The sequence below is a fragment of the Verrucosispora sp. FIM060022 genome (assembly GCF_003977705.1).
Lineage (GTDB): Bacteria > Actinomycetota > Actinomycetes > Mycobacteriales > Micromonosporaceae > Micromonospora > Micromonospora gifhornensis.
This window is the reverse complement of sequence record NZ_RQIV01000004.1, coordinates 69,277-89,492: the sequence shown is the minus strand read 5'-3', so window position 1 is coordinate 89,492 and position 20,216 is coordinate 69,277. Positions and strand designations below refer to the sequence as shown.

Below are 20,216 nucleotides of genomic sequence, written 5' to 3'. Positions count from 1 at the left end.
TGACCAGCATGCGGCGCCCGGACCCGGCCGCCAGGAAGCGAGGACGGCGTTGAACCTGCACGACGACCCGGCCGAGGCCGCGTTCCGCGCCGAGCTGCGCGACTGGCTGCGGTCCCGCCTGCCGGACGACGACCCGTCCCGCACCTGGAGCACCGCCGAGTTGCGCGACTGGAGCCGTGACCTCTCCGCGGCCGGCTACGCGGGCATCACCTGGCCCAAGGAGTACGGCGGTCGCGGGCTCAGCGCCGCCTACCAGGCGATCTTCGTCGAGGAGACGGCCCGCGCGGGCGCGCCCGACCACATCAACATCATCGGGATGAACATGGTCGGTCCGACGCTCATCGCGCATGGCACCGACGAGCAGAAGGCGCGCTACCTGCCCGGCATCCTGTCCGGTCGTACCCTGTTCTGCCAGGGGTTCTCCGAGCCGGACGCCGGTTCGGACCTGGCGGCGGTGCGCACCTCGGCGCGGCGGGCGGAGCCGGACGGCTACCTGCTCGACGGCGAGAAGGTCTGGTCCTCCTACGCCCACCTGGCCGATTACTGCCTGCTGCTGGCCCGCACCGGCCCCGCCGAGCCGAAGCACCAGGGGCTGACCTGCTTCCTGCTGGACATGCGGGCACCGGGTGTGAAGGTGTCGCCGCTGCGGCAGCTCAACGGCGACACCGACTTCAACCAGATCATCCTGACCGACGCGCGGGTCGACGACGGGGATGTCGTGGGCGAGGTCGGCAGGGGTTGGTCGGTGGCGTTGTCGACGCTGGCCCACGAGCGGGGCACGTTCGGCATCACCCTCACCGCCCGGTTGGTCGCGCAGTTCGACCGGCTGCTGCGGCTGGTGCACGAGGTCGGTGCCGAGGACGACCCGGCCGTCCGCCGTGAGCTGGCCATGTTGCACGCCCGGTTGCAGGGGCTGCGGTACACCGGCTACCGGTCGCTCGCCGCGCTGCGCCGCTCGGGTGAGCCCGGCGCGGAATCCTCAATCCTCAAGCTCGAATGGTCGCTGCTGCACCAGCGGGTCTGCACGCTCGCGCTGCGCCTGCAGGGTCCGGCGGCGCTGCTCGACGGCGGTGACGCCGCCTGGCACGGGTACTGGCAGCGGCAGCGGTTGCGCAGCCGGGCCAACACGATCGAGGGCGGCACCTCCGAGATCCTCCGCGGGATCGTCGCCGAGCGCGTGCTGGGCCTGCCCCGGTCCCGCCAGTGACCACCGGCCCGCGACGACACGGAGATGACCATGGACTTTGCCCTCACCGATGAGCAGCGGGCGATCCGGCAGGCCGCCCGGGACCACCTGGAGCGGCACTATCCGCCGCTGCGGGTGTGTGCCCTGGCGGAGGGCCCCGGCGGGAGCGAGGCCGGCGCCTGGCCCGAGCTGATCCGGCAGGGCTGGCTCGACGACGACCTGGGCATGGTCGAGCTGACGTTGCTGGCCGAGGAGAGCGGCCGCTGCCTGCACCCCACCCCGTGGTGGACGACTGTCGCACTTGCCGCACCGTACGCCCGGGCCGCCGGGGAGCAACTGACCGTACCGGCCACCTTCGCCGACGGCGGCGGCACGGTGCGGGCCGCCCGCTCGCCGCAGGGGTGGACCCTCACCGGGCAGGTCGCGGCGGTTCCGCAGGCCGGCGCGGTGCGCTGTCTCGTGGTACGCGCCGACACCGACCAGGGGCCGGCCGTGTTCGCCTGCGACACCGGCTCCGCCGGGCTGGTCGTGGCGGAACTGTCGACACTGGACACCCTTCGCCGGATGGCCCGGGTCCGGTGCGACGGCACGCCGGCGCGGCTGCTCGTCGGGCCGGACCGCGCGGCGGAGGCGGCGCGTACCGCCCGGCTGCGCGGCGGTGTGCTGCTGGCCGCCGAGGCGGTCGGGGTCGCGGCGGGTGCGCTGGACATGGCCGTGGCCCACGCCCGCCAGCGGGAGCAGTTCGGGCGGCCGATCGGCAGCTTCCAGGCCGTGGCACACCAGCTGACCGAGGCGTACGTCGACACCGAGTCGGCCCGGTCGCTGGCCTACCGCGCCGCCTGGCTGGTGCAGCACGAGACCGAGGCGTGCGCGCAGGCGGTCGACGAGGCGGTGCTGGTGGCGCGCAGCGCGGCGGTACGCACCTGCGAGACGGCCATCCAGATCACCGGCGGAATGGGAGTGACCTGGGAGTACCCGCTGCACCGGTGGCTGCGCCGGGCGCTGTGGTTGGAGGCCTACCCCGGCTTCGGTGACGACCCGCACGACCGGGTGGCCGAGCGGCTGCTGCGGCGTGCCGACCCGGACGAGATCACCCCGACCGCACCCGACGGACGTTAGCGTGACGCCGTCCGTCGACAACCGAGGAGGCCGTAGTGGTCAGCCCCGAAACCGTCAGCAGCATCGCCCTGTCGCTCCCCGGAGCACACCAGTCGGCGCACTTCGACGTGACCGACTTCCGGGTCAGCAACAAGATCTTCTGCACCCTGCCCCGACCCGGAGTGATGGGGTTGCGGATCGACGTCGCCGAGCAGGCGGCGCTCATCAGCCAGGACCCGGCGACCTTCTCGGCGCCGAACAACAAGTACGGGCAGAGCGGTTGGACCTTCGTCGAGCTGGCGACGGTCGACCCGACACAGCTGCGAGAGCTGATCACCGATGCGTGGCGCCGGCTCGCGTCCAGGAAGTTGCAGGCCGAGTTGGACGAGGCCGATTCCTGACACCCCGCCACGCGACCCCGGCGGCCGAGGGCCGCCGGAGCCTCACGCGAAGGGACGGAGACACCCGTGGGCACCAGGCGCACCATCGACGCCGATTCGATCTTCAAGCTTCTTGAGCTCGGCGACTATCTCCTGCCGTACACCATCCGGGCGGTCTGCCTGCTCGGCGTGGCCGACCACCTGGTGGACGGGCCGATGCCGATGTCCCGGCTGGCCCAGGCGACCGGGACCCACGAGCCCACCCTCCGCAAGACCCTGGAGTACCTCGCGACCCGGGAGGTGTTCGAGCTGGTGGAGCCGGACAGCGTGGCGTTGACCCCGCTGTCGGACCTGCTGCGCGAGGAGCACCCCTACTCGGCCCGCGACATCTTCCTCTCCCCGGTGGCCTGCACTCGGGCGATGGAAGGGCTGCCCGAGTCGATCCGCACCGGTGGGCCCGCGTTCGACGTGGTGCACGGCCGGTCCATGTGGGAACACCTGCGTGACCAGCCCGAGGACGGCGAGGCCTTCGACAAGGTGATGAGTGGGGTCACCAGCATGGAGTTGCTGGCGGTGCTGCGCGCCTGTGACTGGCAGCGCTTCGACAGCATCGTCGACGTCGGCGGCGGCAACGGCGGGTTCCTGGCCAGCCTGCTGCGTCGGGTCCGCGGTGCCAGTGGGGTGCTGTTCGACCTGCCGGGCGTGGTGGCGAACGCCCCCGCCGTGCTGGCCGCCGCCGGAGTGGCCGACCGGGTCGAGGTGGTGCCGGGCAGCTTCCTGGAAGGGCCGATCCCGCCCGGCGGCGACGCGTACGTGCTCAAGCGCATCCTCTACAGCTGGAGCGACGACGAGGTGGTGGGCATCCTGGGCCGGGTCCGGGCCGCGATGAAGCCACACAGCCGGCTGTTCATCATGGAGGCCGGGCGGCAGGAGGCCGAGGTGCCGGCGCTGGCACGCCGCATGGACCTGCTCATGCACACCCTGACCGCCGGCGGCGCGCGGACCCTCGACCAGCAGAGCGAGTTGCTGAACCGCGCCGGCTTGGAGCTGGTGCGCAGCATCTCCACCCCGATGTTCCCGATCATCGAGGCGGCACCCGCGTGACCGGCCCGCTCGCCTGGCTGGACCGGCCCGACGAGCGGCGCGGCATCCGGTTCGCCGAACCCGACGGATCGTGGCGATTCTGGTCGTACGCCGAACTGGCCGACCTGGTACGCCGGTACGCGGCGGCGCTGCGCGACACCGGGGTGGGCGCGGGCGACGTGGTGTCGATAGTGGAGACCACCGGCCCACGGTTCGTGGGGCTGCTGTTCGGCAGCATGCTGGCCGGTGCTGCCGCCTCGCCGGTGGCACCGCCACCACCCTTCGGTGACCGGGAACGCTGGACCGAGCACCTGCATGGCGTGCTGCGGGCCAGTACGCCCCGGCTGGTCGTGCACGACCCGGCGCTGCCCCTGGTGGCCGAGGTCTGCGCCGGGGCGGGCGTGCCCGCGTACGACGGTGAGGGGCTGCTCGCCGGCGGCGACAACCGGTGGGCGGCGGCACCGACGTCGGACGGGCTGGCGCTTGTGCAGTTCACCTCGGGCAGCAGCGGTCGGGTGCGCGGGGTCCGGGTGCCCCGTCCGGCGCTGGCCGCCACCGTCGCCGGCATCCAGGGGTGGCTACGGATGACCCCCGACGACCCGACCGCCTCCTGGCTGCCCGTGCACCACGACATGGGCCTGGTGGGTTGCCTGCTGGCGCCGGTGGCCACCGGGTCGGACCTGTGGCTGATGTCGCCGGGCGACTTCGTCCGCCGGCCGCTGCGCTATCTGGAGTGCTTCGGCCGCCACGGTGCCCGACTGACCGCGATGCCGGCCTTCGGGCTGGACCACATCATCCGGCGGGTGCCCCGCAGAGCCCTCGCCGGTATGGACTTCTCGGCGTGGCGGGCGGTGATCGTCGGCGCGGAGCGGATCCAGCCCACCCTGCTGACCGAGTTCGCCCGCTTCGCCGCACCGCACGGGCTGCGCCGTGAGGCGCTGCTGCCCGCGTACGGGCTGGCCGAGGCGACATTGTCGGTGACCGGCGTACCGCTGGACACCGGCTGGCGTACCGCCACCGTCGAGCAGGGTGAGGTGGTGGGTTGCGGGCGTCCACTCGCCGGTGCGCAGGTGACAGTGGTGGACGACGACGGCCGAATTGTCGAGGACGGCACGGTCGGCGAGATCGTGGTGCGTGGCCCGTCCGTGGCGGCGGGTTATCTGCCCGCGAACTCCGACGGCACAGCCAGCGTCACCCGGCTGATCGACGGCGAGGTGCACACCGGCGACGCGGGCTTCCTCTCCGACGGGGAACTGTTCGTGCTGGGCCGTCTCGGTGACGGCGTCAAGGTGCGCGGCCGCATGCTGCTCGCCGAGGACGTCGAGGCCGCGGCGGTCTCGGCCTGCGGCGCGCCGGTCGGGCGGATCACCGCCCTGCTCGGGCAGGTCGGTGACGCACCCCGGGTGGTCCTGCTGCTGGTCCGACCCGAGCCGGGCTGGCTGTCGGCGGCGTGCGCCGCAGCCGAGGTCGCCGCGGAGGGGGTGCCGGTGGAGGCGGTGGTCGTACCGGCCGGCGCGGTGGCCCGCACCAGCAGCGGCAAACCCCGCCGTCGCCTGATGTGGCAGGACTACCTGGCCGGCCGCCTCCGCTCCGCCGAGCCGGTACCGGCCGGACCGCCCGCAACACCCTGACCGCGTGCTCCGGCCCGGAGCCGGCCCGACACTGCGGCGGGCCGTCGGCTGATCGACGGTCAGTGCGGCTGACCGGCAGGCAGGCCGAGCGCCTCGCGGAGGTGGTCGAGCACCTCGGCCTGCCGGTCGATCAGATAGAAGTGGTGCCCGGGCAGCACCCGGAGCTGGAAGTCCCCGGTGGTGCAGCGCCGCCAGTCGGCGACCTCGGGCACGTGCGCCTCCGGGTCGTCGTCGCCGGTGATCGCGGTGACCGGCACCGACAGCGGCGCGCCGAAGGTGGGCCGGTAGGTCTCGACGAGCCGGTAGTCGGCCCGCAGCGTGGGCATCAACGCGCTGCGCAGCTCCGGATGGGCCAGCGCCTCGTCGGTGGTGCCGCCGAGGCGGCGCAGCTCGTCCCAGAGTTCCTCGTCGCTGCCGAGGTGCTTGACGCCCGGCCGGTGGTGCTGCGGGGCCGGCCGGCCGGAGACGATCAGCCGGCGCGGCGGGGCACCGAGACCGTGTTCGAGCCGGTGCGCCACCTCGTACGCGACGGCGGCACCCATGCTGTGCCCGAACAGCGCGAAGTCGGTGTGCAGCAACGGTTGCAGCGCGGCGACGATCCCGTCGACCATGGTGGCCATGTCCCGTACGCACGGCTCGTGGATGCGGTCCAGCCGACCGGGATACTGCACCGCCACGACCTCCACCTCGGCGGGCAGCCGTACGGCCCACTGCCGGTAGAAGGTCGCGTTGCCGCTGGCGTACGGGAAGCAGACCAGGCGCCAGGTCGCGGCCGGACGGGGCCGGTAGCGGCGCAACCAGGATGTGGCCTGCGCGGTCGTCCTCACGGTCGGGCCGCCTCGTCACCGGCGGCGGCGATGGCCTTGAGGTCGTCGTCGGTCAGCGGCTCGGGCGGGGTGGAGGAGAGCAGCTCCGGCGGGCCGAGCCGCAGGGTCAGGTCCTGCCACAGCTTGCACAGCGACAGGTGGTACTGGCCCCGGCGCAACGGATCCTGCCGTTCCTCGACGGCCTGGTGCAGCTCGGTGAGGGCGTGCGCGATGCCGGCCGGCCACAGGCTGCGGAAGATGTGCCGGTACGACGGCACGGTGGCCGGACCGAGCACGACGGCGCTGGGCGCCTGCGCGTCGTCCGGCATGGTCGCGTAGTGGGGGTCGGCGTTCGGGTCGGCGACCTCGCGGGGGAAGTCGGGGCGGGCCGACCAGACGACCGGCCCGTGGGTGTTGACCAGGGTCAGGTTCCCGGCCTCGGTGCCGATGCTGATGCGGTGCATCAGGTGGGCGTAGTTGTCCGGGTCGGCGGGGTCCATCTGGTTCTGGATCCGCAGCGTGGTGGGCACCCCGGCCAGCACCCCGTCGAGGCTGCGGAAGGGGATGTCCAGGCTGGTCGCGGCGGCCACCGTGGGCGTCGTCGCGGACAGGTCGCCGAAGGCGAACGGCCGTACCCCACCGAGGGACTGCCCGAGGATGTCCAGCAGCGAGTACGCCAGCTGGAACCCGGCCGCCGCGTCGATGTAGAGCGGACGCTGCCGCCGCAACAGCTCCTGCGCCGCCGCGACGAAGCGGCGTACCGGGGCGACGTGCGTGTAGAACGGGTTCAGGTGGTAGACGACGCCGTGCCGGCGGGCGGTCCGCAGGTTCTCCGCCAGCTCGTCGTGGTGCAGGGGGTGTTCCTGGAGCACGTGGATGCCGCGGGCCATCAGCGCGCGGGCCAGTTCCGAGCCCCGCCCGCCGAGCAGGCCGCCCCGGATCACCACACACGCCATGTCGATGTCGTCGGGCAGCTGCTCCGGGTCGGTGTACAGCGGCGCGTCGTAACGGCGGGCGCAGGCGCGGGAGCGTTCGCTGCCGGCAGCGATCACACCGGCCAACTCGAAGGGCAGCTCCGGATTGCGGAACGCCTCCAGGTAGACCTGACCGAATCGGGCGCCACAGACGACGACCCGGGGACGTTGCCTCACAGTGCCTCCTCCACGTGGCCGCCGACGTGGGCGGCTTCACCGTCGAACACGCTCAGGTCGCTCACGGCGGCAGAGCCGGCCAGCAGGTCCACGGCGAGCTGCGGGTCGAGCGCCTCCCCCGCGAGGTGCAGGCCGACGGCCAGGTTCCCCCCGGTGAGCGCCGCCACGGCGACGGCCGCGAACGCGCCGGTGAGGGCACTGGCGCTGGCACCGCGCAGCACGAGGGTCCGGGCGTCACCGGCGGCGGTGGTCAGCTCCACCACGAACAGCTGGTAGGTCGCCTGCCCGAAGGCGTCCAGCTCGGCGGCGCGGCGCAGCGCCTCGGCGGCGTCCCCGCCGGTCGGGGGCTGCCGCAGCACCTGCGCGACGTGCGGGCCGGCGAAGACCGAATGCCAGGTGGCGTCGGTGACGCCCAGGTCCCGGGTCACCCGTTCCAGTTCGGTGCTCAGGTACGGCACCGCCGTCGCCGGTTCCGGGAAGAACGGCAACTCCACGTCGGTACGGGTGGGCAGCGACTGTCGTACGCCTGCGGTCAGCGCCGCCCCGGCCTGACCGAACCCCTCCCCCACCCGCAGATAGTCCGCTGCGGCGGTGGCGGTGAACCGGTCCCGACCACCGAGGTAGCCCAGCAGGGCGCGCGGCGGCTGCGGCAGGGCGGCGGCGAGATGACGGGGCAGCAGGGCGCTCAGACCGGGCATCATGCCCGCGGAGATCACCGCGGTCCGCTCCGGCGCTCCCGCCAACAAGGCCCGCACCTGCTCCCACAGCACGTCGTCACCGGCGGCGTCGACGTAGTCGGCACCGGCGGCGAGCGCCACCCGCGCCACCCGGTCCTCCACCAGGTAGGCCGGGCCGGCGCAGTTGAGCACGACGTCACAGCCGGCACAGAAGCGGTGTAACGCGTCGGCGTCATCGAGGTCGACCACCTCGACCGTGGGCGCGGATCCGGTGGCGGTGAGCCCGCCGGCCAACGCGTCGAGGGGCGCGCGGCGGCGACCGGCGAGGCGCAGCGTGTGCCGGCCCCGCCGGTGCAACTCGGTCACCGCAACGGAACCGACCGCGCCGGCCGCGCCGACGACACCCACCACCGGCGCCGTCCCGGTCACCGGGAGACCTCCGGCGACCCGGCCCGGGCGACGACCGGGGCTCGTCCTGGGCCGGACCAGTGCGGACAGCTCATCACGCCGGGCCCAGCACGTCGGTCAGAGCAGCGGGCTCGGCCGACCAGCGCAGTTGGTCAGCCGACAGGTCCGTGTCGACCACGTCGAGGCTGCCGAGGCAGAGGTCCTCCCAGAACTCGATCTCCGCGTCCTGCGCCGGCTGCACCAGGGTGATGTCCCCGGCGTAGATGGACGGCTCGTGCCGGGCGAGGGCGTCGCGCACCGGATCGTCCCCGGGGGCGGGCCGGTGACCGGCCAGCAGTCGCAGCCCTTCGACGAGGACCCCGCGTTCGGTCAGGTTGCGGGCCACCTCGACGGCGAGGACCGCCATCGCTCCGTGGGCGAGCAGTTCCACCTGGGCCAGGTCGGCGTCGACGACCGCCTGGGCGTACGCGGCGGCGGCGTTGTCCACCGAAGGCAGCAGTGCCAGCCCCGCGCCGGTGAGTGCCCAGGCGGGTGCGGCCGGCCGCAGCGCCGACGCGAGCGAGGCCACCCCGTCGGTCGATCCCGACTCGTCGGGCAGGAAGATCCGGGGTACGCCGGCACCCTCGGCGTGCACGGCGACGAGCAGCTCGGTCGGCCCCTGCCGGCCCGCCTCCGGCAGCTGTTCCCCCGCCTCGGCGGCCGTGGTCAGCCACTGCGCGAGCCGGGCGACGGTGGCCAGTTCGAGCAGGTTGCGCAGCACCTCGTCGAAGAAGAGCGTACGGGCCAGCGGCAGTTCCTCGATGATCCGTCCGGCCAGTTGGGCGGCGACCAGCGAGTCCCCGCCCAGCTCGAAGAGGTTGCCGTCGCGGCCGACGGGCGTGCCCAGGGCCTCGCTCCACATCGCGACGAGATCCCGTTCGAGGTCGGTCTCGGGTGCCGCGCCGGGCAGCCCGGCCTGCGTCCCGCTCTGCCGGCGGCCCAGCCGCCCGGCGAGGGACCGGCGGTCGATCTTGCCGTTGTCGGTGACCGGCAGCTCGTCGAGGATCTCCAGGGTGCCGGGCACCATGTACTCGGGCAGCCGGGCGCGCAGGTGATCGGTGAGCCCCCGGGGGTGTACGGGCGCGCGGTCGGCCTTGAACCGGGCGGCGAGCACACACATGCCCATCCGCCCGACGAAGGTGTCCTCGGCCGGCAGGCAGACGTCGAGGTCGGCGCCGGCCCGGTCGAGGATGTCCCGCCACCGGTCGCGGGCCAGGAAGACCGTCCCGGTTCCGGCCCGGTCGTCGGTGAAGTCGCCGGTGGCGTCGTCGAGCCGGACCAGCAGCTCCAGCGACGTCATGATCTGGTAGTGGTCCCGGGTCATCTCCAGGGCCACCAGCCAGCCGCCGGGGGCGAGCAGCCCGCGCAGCTGGTCCAGGACCCGGTCGACGTCGGCGGTGGCGTGCAGCACGTCCCCGGCGACGACCAGGTCGAAGGAGTTGGGCGCGAGGCCCTGCTCGGTCGGGTCGGCGTCCAGGTCGTACAGACCGAACCGGACACCGGGCACCTCGGCGAAGCGGGCCTGCGACTGCCCCACGAAGTAGGGCGACAGGTCGGTGCACAGGTAGTCGATCTCCTGCCCGGCGAGCGCGTCGAGCACCGCCGCGGTGGTGCCGCCACCACCCGCGCCGACCTCCAGCACGCGCAGCGGGCCGGGGTGCCGGCGACGGCTGCCGAGTTCGGCCACCACGGCGCCGGCGGCCCGGTTGGCCCAGCGGTTGAAGACCGCCTCCTCGTAGAGCTGCTGGGAGACGTCCAGCCGACCCTCGGGGAAGAGCAGCTTGAGCGGGTCCTCGTCGCCGCGCAGCAGCGCGGGCAGGTGGCGGATGCTGCCCCGGAAGTAGTCGAGCAGGCGTTCCTCGCCGGGCAGCGCCGCCGCGTCCACGGCCGCCCACGCCACGTCCAGCGCGTCCGGTGCCACCTCGGCGGTCAGCCGGTAGTGGTCGCCGTCGACGGCCAGCAGGCCCTCGGTGACCAGGGCGGCGAGCCAGCGACGCAGCAGCCGGTGGTGCCGGGGCGCGGCCTCGGTGGCGGCCACGATCTCGGCGGCGGTGTGCCGGTCGTCGAGGGTGGCGAAGAGTCCCGCGCGGCGGAAGGTGTCCACCATGGCCGGCAGGGCCACCTGGTCGAGGCGGTGGGCGTACTCCAGGTAACGGTCCGGGTCGACGCCGTCGAGCGCGGCGTCGCCGGACCGGGCCGCGACCGTGGCCAGCTCGGCCACGTCCTCGGCGGGCGGCGTCGCGGCGGCGGGCTGCGCGAAGGCGACGAGCGTACGCTCCAACGGCTGGTCGCCCGCGACCAGCACGGCCGCTGCGGCGACGTCGGGGTGGCTCTGCAGGGCCGTCTCGATCTCGGCCAGCTCGATCCGGTGACCACGGATCTTGACCTGGTGGTCCTCCCGGCCGAGGAACTCGATGTCGCCGTCGGGCAGGTACCGGCCCAGGTCGCCGGTGCGGTACAGCCGCTCGCCGGTGACCGGGTGCACGATGAACCGTTCCGCCGTGCGCTCCGGGTCGTGCAGGTAGCCACGCGCCAGCCCGAAGCCGCCGATGTACAGCTCGCCGGTGACCCAGTCGGGGCAGGGGCGCAGCAGCGGGTCGAGAACGTGGAAGGTCTGGTTGGCCAGCGGACGACCGTACGGGATGCTTGCCCAGTCCTCGCCGACCGTGCCGATCGGGTAGTGGATCGACCAGATGGACGCCTCGGTCGCCCCACCGAGGCTCATCACCTGCAGGCCCGGCACCTGGGCACGGATCTGGTCGGGCAGGGCCACCGGGATCCAGTCGCCGGAGAGCATCGCCAGCCGCAGGGTGGGCAGCGCGGTGCCGGCCACCCCGAGGTAACCGGAGAGCATCTGGAGCTGGGCCGGGACGGAGTTCCACACCGTCACCCCGTGGGCGGCCACCAGGTCGGCCCAGTGCGACGGGTCCGCGCGCCGCTCGGCGTCCGGGATGACCAGGGCACCGCCGACGGAGAGCGGGCCGAAGATGTCGTACACCGACAGGTCGAAGCCGAGCTGGGACAGGCCCAGCACCCGGTCCTGCGCGCCGACGGCGAACCGGGAGTTGATGTCGAGGACGGTGTTCAGCGCCGCCTCGTGAGTGATCATCACGCCCTTCGGCGTACCGGTGGAGCCCGAGGTGTGGATGACGTACGCCAGGTCCTCAGGACGTGCCCCGCCCGGTTCGGCGGGCGGATCGGCCGGCGGCACCTCGTCCAACGCCACTGCCACCACCTCGGCCGGCCAGGACCCGGCGGCCAGCTCCCGGGAGGTCAGCACGTGCCGGACACCCGCACCGGTGAGGATCGTCTCGCGCCGGGCGGCGGGTTGCACGGTGTCCACCGGCACGTACACCGCGCCTGCCAGCAGCGCGCCGAGGACGGCCACGACCTGCTCCGGGCCGCGTTCCAGGGTCACCCCGACGAGGTCGCCGGGAGCGCAACCGAACTCGACGAGCCGGTTGGCGACGCCGGTGGCGCGGGCGGCCAGGTCGGCGTAGCTGAGCGTGGTGGTGCCGTGGATGACGGCCGGGGCGTCCGGGGTACGCCGGGCCTGGGCGAAGACCGCGTCGTGCAGCCGGGCCCGGGTCAGCGGGGCGTCGGTGGCGTTGGCCTGCTCGCGGCGTTCGCGCTGCCGCTGCGGCAGCAGGCTCGACGGGGGCCGCTGCCACGCCTGGTCGTCGGTGGCGAGTTCCCGCAACAGTTCCTCGAAGGCGGCGAACATGTCGTCGGCCACCCCGTCGGGCAGTACGCCCTCGCGAACATCCCAGTTGGTCGACAGTCCACCGTCGCGCTCGGAGTTCTGGCAGTCGATGACGACCTGCGGGGTCTGGCTGATCCCGTAACCGAGCCGCCCGTGGGACACCGACTCGGTGGCACCGGCCTCGCCCAGACCGATCGCGCTGGTGAAGACGACCGGGAACAGCGCCGCGTCGGCACCGCGTCGGCGGGTGATCTCTCGCATCACCTCGATCCCGGAGAACGCCCGGTGGTCCATGTCCTGCCAGAGCTGGGCCTGCACGCCCCGCGCCCAGCGGTCGAAGGTGTCCGCCCCGCCTTGGTCGACGGCGAGCAGCTCCACGCCGGTGAAGTCACCGACCACGGCGGGCACCTGCGGGTGCAGCGGCAACCGGTTGAGCAGCGTGACGTTCAGGGTGAACGTGGGACGGCGGCTCCACGCGGCGATGACGTGCGCGTACGCGGCGAGCACCGCGCCGGACGGGCTGACGTCGTGCTGGCCCGCGTGCTTGCGCAGCCCTTCCCACAGCTCGGGTTCCAGGGTGGTGGCCAGCCGACGGAACCGGCCCTCGGTCTGCCGGGCGCGGCTGGTCAGCGGCAGCTCCGGGCCGGGCGGCAGCTCGTCCACCCGACGCAACCAGTAGTCGCGGTCGGCCTCCCGGCGGCTCGCCGACCAGTTCCGCTCGGCCAGCAGGTAGTCCCGGAAGCCGATCTCCAGCTCGGGCAGCGGCCCGGCGTCGTGGTAGAGGTGGTGCAGCTCGTTGAGGATGATCTGGATGCTGACGAAGTCGGCGATGAGGAAGTCCACCGAGACGTGCAGCACGGCCTCGTCGTCACCACGGGTCACCCGCGCCTCGAACAGCGGCCAGACGTCGGGCCGGAACACCCGGTGGTCCATCTCGGCGCGTACCTGCGCCACCGCCCGGTCGAACCCGTCGCGGTCCTGCCCGCGCACATCGCGTACCCCGACCTGGTACTCCTCGACCTGCGGCAGCACCCGCTGCGAGCCGTCGATGTCGATCACCGCGCGGAGCATGTCGTGCCGGGCGATGAGCGCCTGCCAGGCTCGGGTCATCCGTTCCGGGTCCAGGTCCGGGTAGTGCAGCTCGCCGTAGCCGTGGCAGGCGACGCCGCCGTAGGCGAAGGTGGAGCCACGACCCAGCAGGTACGCCGACTGCACCTCGGTGACCGGGAACGGGTCGTGGCGGTGTTCGGCGTCCGGCACGACGCGCGGCATCCGGCCGTTGGCCAGGTGGTCGAGGATCTCGTCCCGGCGGGCCCGCAGCAGGGCGCGCCGCTCATCGGTCATGAAGCCGGCGGGCGCACGGAACTTCAGCGCGCCGTCCTCGGCCCACAGCCGCAGTCCGGCCTGTTCGAGGTCGGTGACCAGCCGCTCGACGGGGATGCGGGGGTCGTTGCTCATATGACACCTTCCTCGACGTCGTCGTCGGCCGACGCGCGGAGCTGCTCGTCGACAGCGGCCGCGAGCTGGGCGAGCACGGGTACGGCGAACAGTTGTCGCAATGTCATGTCCACGCCGAACCGTTGGCGCAGCGCCTCCAGCAGGCGGGTGGCCAGCAGGCTGTCCCCGCCCAGGGCGAAGAAGCTGTGCCGGCGGTCGGCCACCGGCTGGTCGAGCAGCTGCGACCAGAGCGCGGCGAGACTCTCCTCGGTGGGCCCCTTGGGCGGCTCGGCCGCGTCGTCCAGCGGATCGGCGCGCAGCAGCGTCCCGAGCCGTTGCCGGTCGACCTTGCCGTTGGCGGTCAACGGCAACTGGTCCACCGTCACGACGTACTCGGGCACCATGTACGCGGGCAGCCGCTCGGCCAGCCAGCCGGCCAGGTCCGGTTCCCCGGTGGCGGGTACGACGGCGAGACCGATGTGCTGGCTCGGTGCCTGGCCGACGACCATCGCCACCGCCCGCCCGACCTGCGGGTGGGCCTCGGCGGCGGCCTCGATCTCACCCAGCTCGATACGGTGCCCCCGCACCTTGACCTGGAAGTCGACCCGGCCGAGGAACTCCAGCGTCCCGTCCGGCCAGTACCGGCCCAGGTCCCCGGTGCGGTACCAGCGGCAGCCCTCGTCGTCGACGGAGAACTGCCGGGCGGTCAGGTCCGGGGCGTTGCGGTAGCCCAACGCCACCCCGGCGCCACCGATCCGCAGCTCCCCGGGCACCCAGTCCGGGCAGTCCCGACCCCGCGGGTCGGTCACCCGGTAGCGCTGGTTGCGCAGCGGACGGCCGTACGGGATGGAACGCCAGTGCTCCGGCACCGCCTCGACCTCGCAGGCGTTCGACCAGATCGCGGCCTCGGTGGCCCCGCCGAGGGCGACGAACCGGGCGTGCGGCGCGACCTGCGCCAGCCGACCCGGCAGGTCCAGCCCGATCCAGTCACCGGAGAGCAGGGCCAGTCGCAGACCGGCCGGCGGGTGATCGCCCGCCGCCACCAGCAGCATGTCCAGCAGCGCCGGTACGGAGTTCCAGACCGTCACGCCCCAGCGGTGGGCCAGTTGCGCCCAGCGGCGCGCCTCCCGGCGCTCCTCCTCGGCCAGCACGACAAGCGCCCCACCGGCGGTCAGCAGCCCGAAGATGTCGTAGACGGACAGGTCGAAGTCCAGCGCGGAGACCGCCAGCACCCGGTCGTCCGGCCCGACGTCGTACCGGGAGTTGATGTCGGTCACCGTGTTGACCGCGGCCCGGTGGGTGATCTCCACTCCCTTGGGCTCGCCGGTCGAGCCGGAGGTGAAGATCGTGTACGCCAGCGCATCCGCGGCGACCGTCACCGGCCCCCGCAGCGGCGGAGTGTCCACGTCGGCGGCGACCGTCGGCAGGTGATGCGCGCCGGGCCGGCCGACCACGGCGGTCACCTGCGCCTTGGTGTAGATCCGGTCCCGGCGGGCGGCGGGCTGGTCGACGCTGACCGGCACGTACGACGCGCCGGCGGCCAGCACGCCGAGCACCGCGGCGACCTGGTCCGGGCCGCGTGGCACGGTGACGGCTACCGCGTCACCCGGTTCCACCCCGGAGCGCAGCAACGCACCGGCGATCCGCAGCGCCTGGGTGGCCAGCTCGCCGTAGCTGATCGACGTCTCGCCGTGGGCGACCGCGAGCCGACCGGGGTCGCGGGCGGCCCGGTCGAAGAACGGCCCGTGCAGGGTGTGGTCGGGCGCCGGGGCCTCGGTGTCGTTGACGGCGGCCCGGATCGCGCGCTGCCCCGGCGGCAGCAGGTCCGGCAGCGGCCGGTCCCACTCGCCGTCGGCGAGCCAGCACAACAACCGGTGGTACGCGTCGAACATCGCGTCGAGCAGCCCGTCGGGGAACAGTTCGTCGACGCTGTCCCAGTTGAAGGTCAGCCCGCCGTCGCGTTCCATCACCTGGTTGTCCAGCCACACCTGCGGGGTCTGCGAGATGCCCCAGGTCAGCTCGCCGAACGGGAACCGCATGTTGACCAGGTCGGCGGCCACACCGAGGGCGCTGGTGAACACGATCGGCATGCTGACCGTGCCGCTGTTGCGGCGGCGCGCCAACTCGCGCAGCACCCACAGCGCGGAGACGTCGTTGTGCTCCAGCCCGTCCCACATGTCCTGCTGGAGCAGCTGCGCGGTCTCCCGCCACGGTTGCTGCGCCGCGCCCCGGTAGCCGACGAGCACCAGCGAGGTGAAGTCGCCGAGGATCGCGCCGATGTCCGGGTGCACGTCGTGGCGCTGGAACATGGTCAAATTCAGCGTCAGCGCGTCCTGCCCGCTGTACGCGCTGAGCACCTCGGCGTACGCGGTGGCGAGCACGGCGGCCGGGGTGAGCCGGTGCTCGCGGGCCCGGTGGGTGATCGCCGTCCACTGCTGCGGGGTGAGGCTGCGCTCGCGGCGGACGAACCTCGGGGCGACAAGCGTTTCCGGGTCGACGGCCAGCGGCAGCGCGGGGGCCGGCGCGATGTCGTCCAGCCGCCCACGCCAGTACGCTCCCGCCCGCTCGATCGCCTCCGGTGGCGGTGTCGCGCCGAGCACGTAGTCGCGGAACGACACCCCGAGCGGGCGCAGCTCGGCGTCGAGGTCACGGTAGAGGGTGGACAGCTCGGAGAAGAAGATGACGATGCTCAGCGCGTCGAGCACGATGTAGTCGAAGCTGAACGCGACGCGGGTGCCGCCGGGGTGCCGGACAGCCTGGATGTCGATGAGCGGCCAGCGGGACGGGTCCGGGATGCGGTGGGACAGCTGTTCGCGCAGCGTCTCCAGGTGCTCCGGTCCCTCGTGGACGGTGATGGTGAACGGCGGCACCTCGGGCAGGATCCGCTGGTCGCCGTTGTCGTCGAAGACGGCGCGGAGCATCTCGTGCCGGGCGATGAGCATGTTGACGGCCCGGTTCAACCGGTCGAGGTCGACGTCCCCGCCGTCGAACTCCCAGTACCAGTGGGAGCCGACCCCGCCGAGCGCGAAGTCGTCGGTACGCCCCATCCAGTACGCGCGCTGCACGTCGGTCGGCGGGAACGGATCGTGCCGGTGCACCAGGTCGGCGCTCAACTCACGCCGCTGGGCAGCGGCTTTCCTGCTGCGCAGCCGTACCGCGAACTCGGCCAGGTCGCGGGCGTGGAACAGGTGGCGCAGTTCGGCGCCGGTGATGCCGCTCTCGCGCAGCCGGGCCAGCAACCGGGTGGCGACCAGGCTGTCACCGCCGAGGGCGAAGAAGTTGTCCTCCCGGTGCACCTCGGGCACGCCGAGCAGCTCCGACCAGAGGGCGGCCACGGCGATCTCCACCTCGCCGCGCGGCGGGGTGCCCGCGACGGTGGGCCGGGTGGCGACCAGTTCGGGCAGCCGGGCACGGTCGATCTTGCCGTTCGCCGAGAGCGGGAACGCGTCGAGGACCACCACCACGGCCGGCACCATGTACGGCGGCAGTTGCTCGGCGGCGCGCTGCCGGATCGCCTGCGGGTCGGCGTCGGCCCGGGTGACGGTGACGGCGGCGGCGAGGCTGTTGCCGTCGACCACCTGGGCCACCGCACGGGAGACGTCCGGGTCGCGCTCCAGCGCGGCCTCGATCTCGCCCAGCTCGATCCGGTGTCCCCGGATCTTGACCTGGAAGTCGGTACGCCCCAGAAAGTCCACAGTGCCGTCGGGCCAGTACCGGGCCAGGTCGCCGGTGCGGTACCAGCGCTGCCCGTCGTGCTCGACGAACCGGTCGGCGGTGCGCTGCGGGTCACCCGCGTAGCCGGCGGCCACCGACCGGCCACCGATCCACAGCTCGCCGGGCACCCAGTCCGGCCGGTCCCGGCCGTGCTCGTCGACGACCCGCATGAGCTGGTTGCGCAACGGCACGCCGTAGGGCACCGACCGCCAGTGCGGCGGCGGGTCGACCGGGGCGGCCTGCACAGTGGAGTGGATCGCCGTCTCGGTGGTGCCGCCCAGGCCGTACAGCCGGCTGTCCGGGGCCAGCCGGGCCAGCCGACCGGCCAGGTCGAGGCCGACCCGGTCGCCGCCGAGCACGGCGAGTCGCAGCGGCACCGAGCGGTCGCCCGCCGTCTCGGCCTGGGTCAGCAGCAGGTCGAGCAGGGCCGGTACGGACTGCCAGATCGTCACCCGGTGCTCGTGCACCAGACGCAACCAGGCGGCCGGGTCACGGCGGGTGTCCTCGTCGACGGTGACGACGGCACCACCTGTGCCGAGCAGGGCGAACATGTCGAACACCGACAGGTCGAAGTCGAGCGCGGAGACCGCCAGGACGCGGTCGTCCGGGCCGATGTCGAAGCGCTCGACCAGGTCGTCGAGGGTGTTGCGGGCCGCCCGGTGGGGCACCCGCACCCCCTTCGGCGTACCGGTCGAGCCGGAGGTGAACAGCAGGTACGCGTCCTGCTCGCAGTCGACCGTCGGCGCGTCGGCGCGTACCGGCACGGCGGTGGTGGGGACGGTAAGCGTCGTCGCGTCGGGCGCGGCGTCGGCGGTGGTGACGGTGAAGCGGGCGTCGGCGGTGGCCCGGATCAGGTCGCGCCGGGCGTGGGGCTGGTCGACGCCGATCGGCACGTACACGCCGCCGGCCCGCAGCACGCCGAGCACCGCGACGATCTGGTCGGGGCCCTTGGGCAGGGTGACGGCGACGGCCTCCCCGGGGGCCAGGCCGCGGGTGGTCAGCTCGTCGGCCAGCGCCTGTGCCCGGCCCGCGAGTTCGGCGTACGTGAGCACGCCGGTGGCGGACAGCACCGCCGGGCGGTCCGGCTCGCGGACGGCGCGGGCGAACACGTCGTGGTGCAGCGGCCGATCGTCGACCGGACCGGCGGTGTCGTTGGCCGCCGCCCGCGCGGCCCGGGTGCGCTCGGGCAGCGCTATCGGGGCGCGCCCGGACCAGTCCGTGGCCGGGTCGAGCAGCCAGTCGACGATCCCCAGGTAGGCGGCGAACATGTCGTCGACGAACCCGTCGGGGAACAGTTCGTCCACGACGTCCCAGTTGAGGTAGAGCCCGTCCTCGCGCTCGGTGATCTGGTAGTCCAGCCACACCTGCGGGGTCTGGGACATGGTCCAGCCGGGTCGGCCGAAGCAGTTGCGGACCTCGGCGTCGAACAGTTCGCCCAGGCTCAACGCGCTGGTGAAGACGACAGGCGCGCCGACGGGTTGGCCGCTGCGGGCGCGGGACAGGTCGCGCAGCACGTCGACCCCGCTGTACGCGGCGTTGGCGGCGTCGCTGCGCAGCCGGTCCTGATGCCGGCGGACCAGGTCGACGAAACCGGCCGGGCCGGTGGTGTCGAGTTCCAGCAGGATCAGGTTGGTGAAGTCGCCGACGACCTCGCCGACCTCGGGATGGACGGGGCGGCGGTCGTACATCGGCAGGTTCAGCACGAATCGGCCGCTGCTGCTCCACGCGGCCAGCACCTCGGCGAACGCGGCGAGGAACACCATCGACAGGGTGACTCCGGCCGCCGCCGAACGCCGTTCCAGCTCCGCCTGCTGCTGCGGGGTCAGCCAGTGGTAGCGGCGGACCACCTGGTGGCCGGCCACGGTGGCCGGGTCCACGGCGGTGGGCAGCTGCGGCGGGCCGGGCAGGGTGTCCAGCCGTTCGCGCCAGTACTCGCGGGCCCGCTCGCGCGCCTCGTCGGGGCGGGCGGCGACGGTGGCCAGGTAAGCCGGGTAGCTGAGGTTCACGGGGGGCAGTTGCCGGTCCGGATCCCGGTAGCAGGCCGCCAGGTCGGACAGGATGAGCCGGAAGCTGTGCGCGTCGGCGACAAGCATCTCGACGTGCACGTGCACCCGGGTGGCGCCGCCGGGCAGCAGGGACAGTTGGATGTCGAAGGTCTCCGCCTCCTCCACCCGCAGCCGCCGGTGGGACAGCCGGTGCCGCAGCGCCGCCAACTCCTCCTCGCACCGCTGCGGGGGCAGGTCGCGCAGGTCGTGCACGGTCAGGCCCGGCCACGGGCTCTCCGGCCGGATCTGCTGGGTGCCGTCGGCGTGGAACTCGGCCCGGAGCATGCCGTGGCGGCGCAGCACCGCGCGGACGGCGGCGTCGAGCCGCTGCGGGTCGACGCCGGACCCGTCGAACTCGTTGTAGAAGTGGGCGCCCACACCACCGAGGGGCTGCCCGTCGGCCCGACCGATCCAGTACGCGTGCTGCATCGTGGCCAGGCCGAACGGAGCGGACTCGTCCACTTCCACCGGCGGCAGCGGTGCCGGGCGGGCCTCGGCGTGGCGCTGCTCGATAAGCGCCCACCACTGTGCGAGGGTGCGCCACTCGATGAGCTCACTGAAGGTGACCGGGACGCCCTGACTGTGCCAGCGGCTGGCCAACCGCATGAGTGCGATCGAGTCGAGGCCGAGCATCAGCAGATCGTCGTCGTCCCCCACCAGCGACGGCGGGCAGCCGAGGGCCTCCGCGACGTCCTCCCGCATCCGGTCGAGGGTCAGGGTCGGATCGGTGTCGACGGCAACGTCCAATGTCGCGTCTCCTCAGTAAGCCTTTACCACGTCTCCGGTCGGCTGGCGCTAAGCTATCAGCGACTCACGACTCGGGTCTAGAGATAGTCGGTAATACTCGGAAAGGCTCGC

At 73.3% G+C, this 20,216-nt stretch carries 10 protein-coding genes; 5 read left to right on the top strand and 5 right to left on the bottom strand.

Annotated features, from left to right (window positions below):
• Positions 1-49: 49 nt before the first annotated feature.
• The 5 genes from EG812_RS13715 (at position 50) to EG812_RS13695 (ending at position 5,378) form a co-directional block, all read left to right on the top strand.
• Positions 50-1,207 (top strand): acyl-CoA dehydrogenase family protein, encoded by a 1,158-nt coding sequence (locus EG812_RS13715; protein ID WP_126711766.1) that lies wholly within the window; start codon positions 50-52, stop codon positions 1,205-1,207.
• Between the two features lie 30 nt (positions 1,208-1,237).
• Positions 1,238-2,305, top strand: coding sequence for an acyl-CoA dehydrogenase family protein (locus EG812_RS13710; RefSeq protein ID WP_126711765.1), 1,068 nt, complete (start codon positions 1,238-1,240; stop codon positions 2,303-2,305).
• A gap of 35 nt (positions 2,306-2,340) precedes the next feature.
• Positions 2,341-2,685, top strand: coding sequence for an MmcQ/YjbR family DNA-binding protein (locus tag EG812_RS13705; RefSeq protein WP_013731206.1), 345 nt, complete (start codon positions 2,341-2,343; stop codon positions 2,683-2,685).
• Between the two features lie 66 nt (positions 2,686-2,751).
• Positions 2,752-3,768 carry a methyltransferase gene (locus EG812_RS13700; protein WP_013731205.1) on the top strand — a complete coding sequence of 339 codons (1,017 nt, stop codon included), beginning with the start codon at positions 2,752-2,754 and terminating at the stop codon, positions 3,766-3,768.
• Positions 3,765-5,378 (top strand): AMP-binding protein, encoded by a 1,614-nt coding sequence (locus EG812_RS13695; RefSeq protein ID WP_126711764.1) that lies wholly within the window; start codon positions 3,765-3,767, stop codon positions 5,376-5,378. The genes EG812_RS13700 and EG812_RS13695 overlap by 4 nt, the downstream gene beginning before the upstream one ends.
• A 59-nt stretch (positions 5,379-5,437) precedes the next feature.
• On the opposite strand, the gene EG812_RS13690 is transcribed toward EG812_RS13695, so the two are convergent.
• From EG812_RS13690 to EG812_RS13670, 5 genes are all read right to left on the bottom strand, one after another.
• Positions 5,438-6,205, bottom strand: coding sequence for a thioesterase II family protein (locus EG812_RS13690; RefSeq protein WP_013731203.1), 768 nt, complete (start codon positions 6,203-6,205; stop codon positions 5,438-5,440).
• On the bottom strand, positions 6,202-7,335 hold the full coding sequence (locus EG812_RS13685; protein ID WP_013731202.1) for a Gfo/Idh/MocA family oxidoreductase: 1,134 nt from the start codon (positions 7,333-7,335) through the stop codon (positions 6,202-6,204). Before EG812_RS13685 ends, EG812_RS13690 begins: the two co-directional genes overlap by 4 nt.
• The gene (locus tag EG812_RS13680) at positions 7,332-8,441 is read right to left on the bottom strand and encodes a saccharopine dehydrogenase NADP-binding domain-containing protein (protein ID WP_233579480.1); all 1,110 of its coding nucleotides are present in this window, start codon (positions 8,439-8,441) and stop codon (positions 7,332-7,334) included. Before EG812_RS13680 ends, EG812_RS13685 begins: the two co-directional genes overlap by 4 nt.
• 73 nt (positions 8,442-8,514) lie before the next feature.
• Positions 8,515-13,620: a non-ribosomal peptide synthetase gene (locus EG812_RS13675; RefSeq protein ID WP_126711763.1), complete on the bottom strand. Its 5,106-nt coding sequence runs from the start codon at positions 13,618-13,620 to the stop codon at positions 8,515-8,517.
• Complete coding sequence (locus EG812_RS13670) at positions 13,617-20,105, bottom strand: amino acid adenylation domain-containing protein (RefSeq protein ID WP_502697188.1); 6,489 nt, start codon at positions 20,103-20,105, stop codon at positions 13,617-13,619. Before EG812_RS13670 ends, EG812_RS13675 begins: the two co-directional genes overlap by 4 nt.
• Between the last annotated feature and the right edge of the window lie 111 nt (positions 20,106-20,216).

Bases quoted from the DNA above. Each gene is read 5' to 3' on its own strand.
- EG812_RS13710 (WP_126711765.1), top strand. From the start codon at position 1,238: ATGGACTTTGCCCTCACCGATGAGCAGCGGGCGATCCGGCAGGCCGCC.
- EG812_RS13675 (WP_126711763.1), bottom strand. From the start codon at position 13,620: ATGAGCAACGACCCCCGCATCCCCGTCGAGCGGCTGGTCACCGACCTC.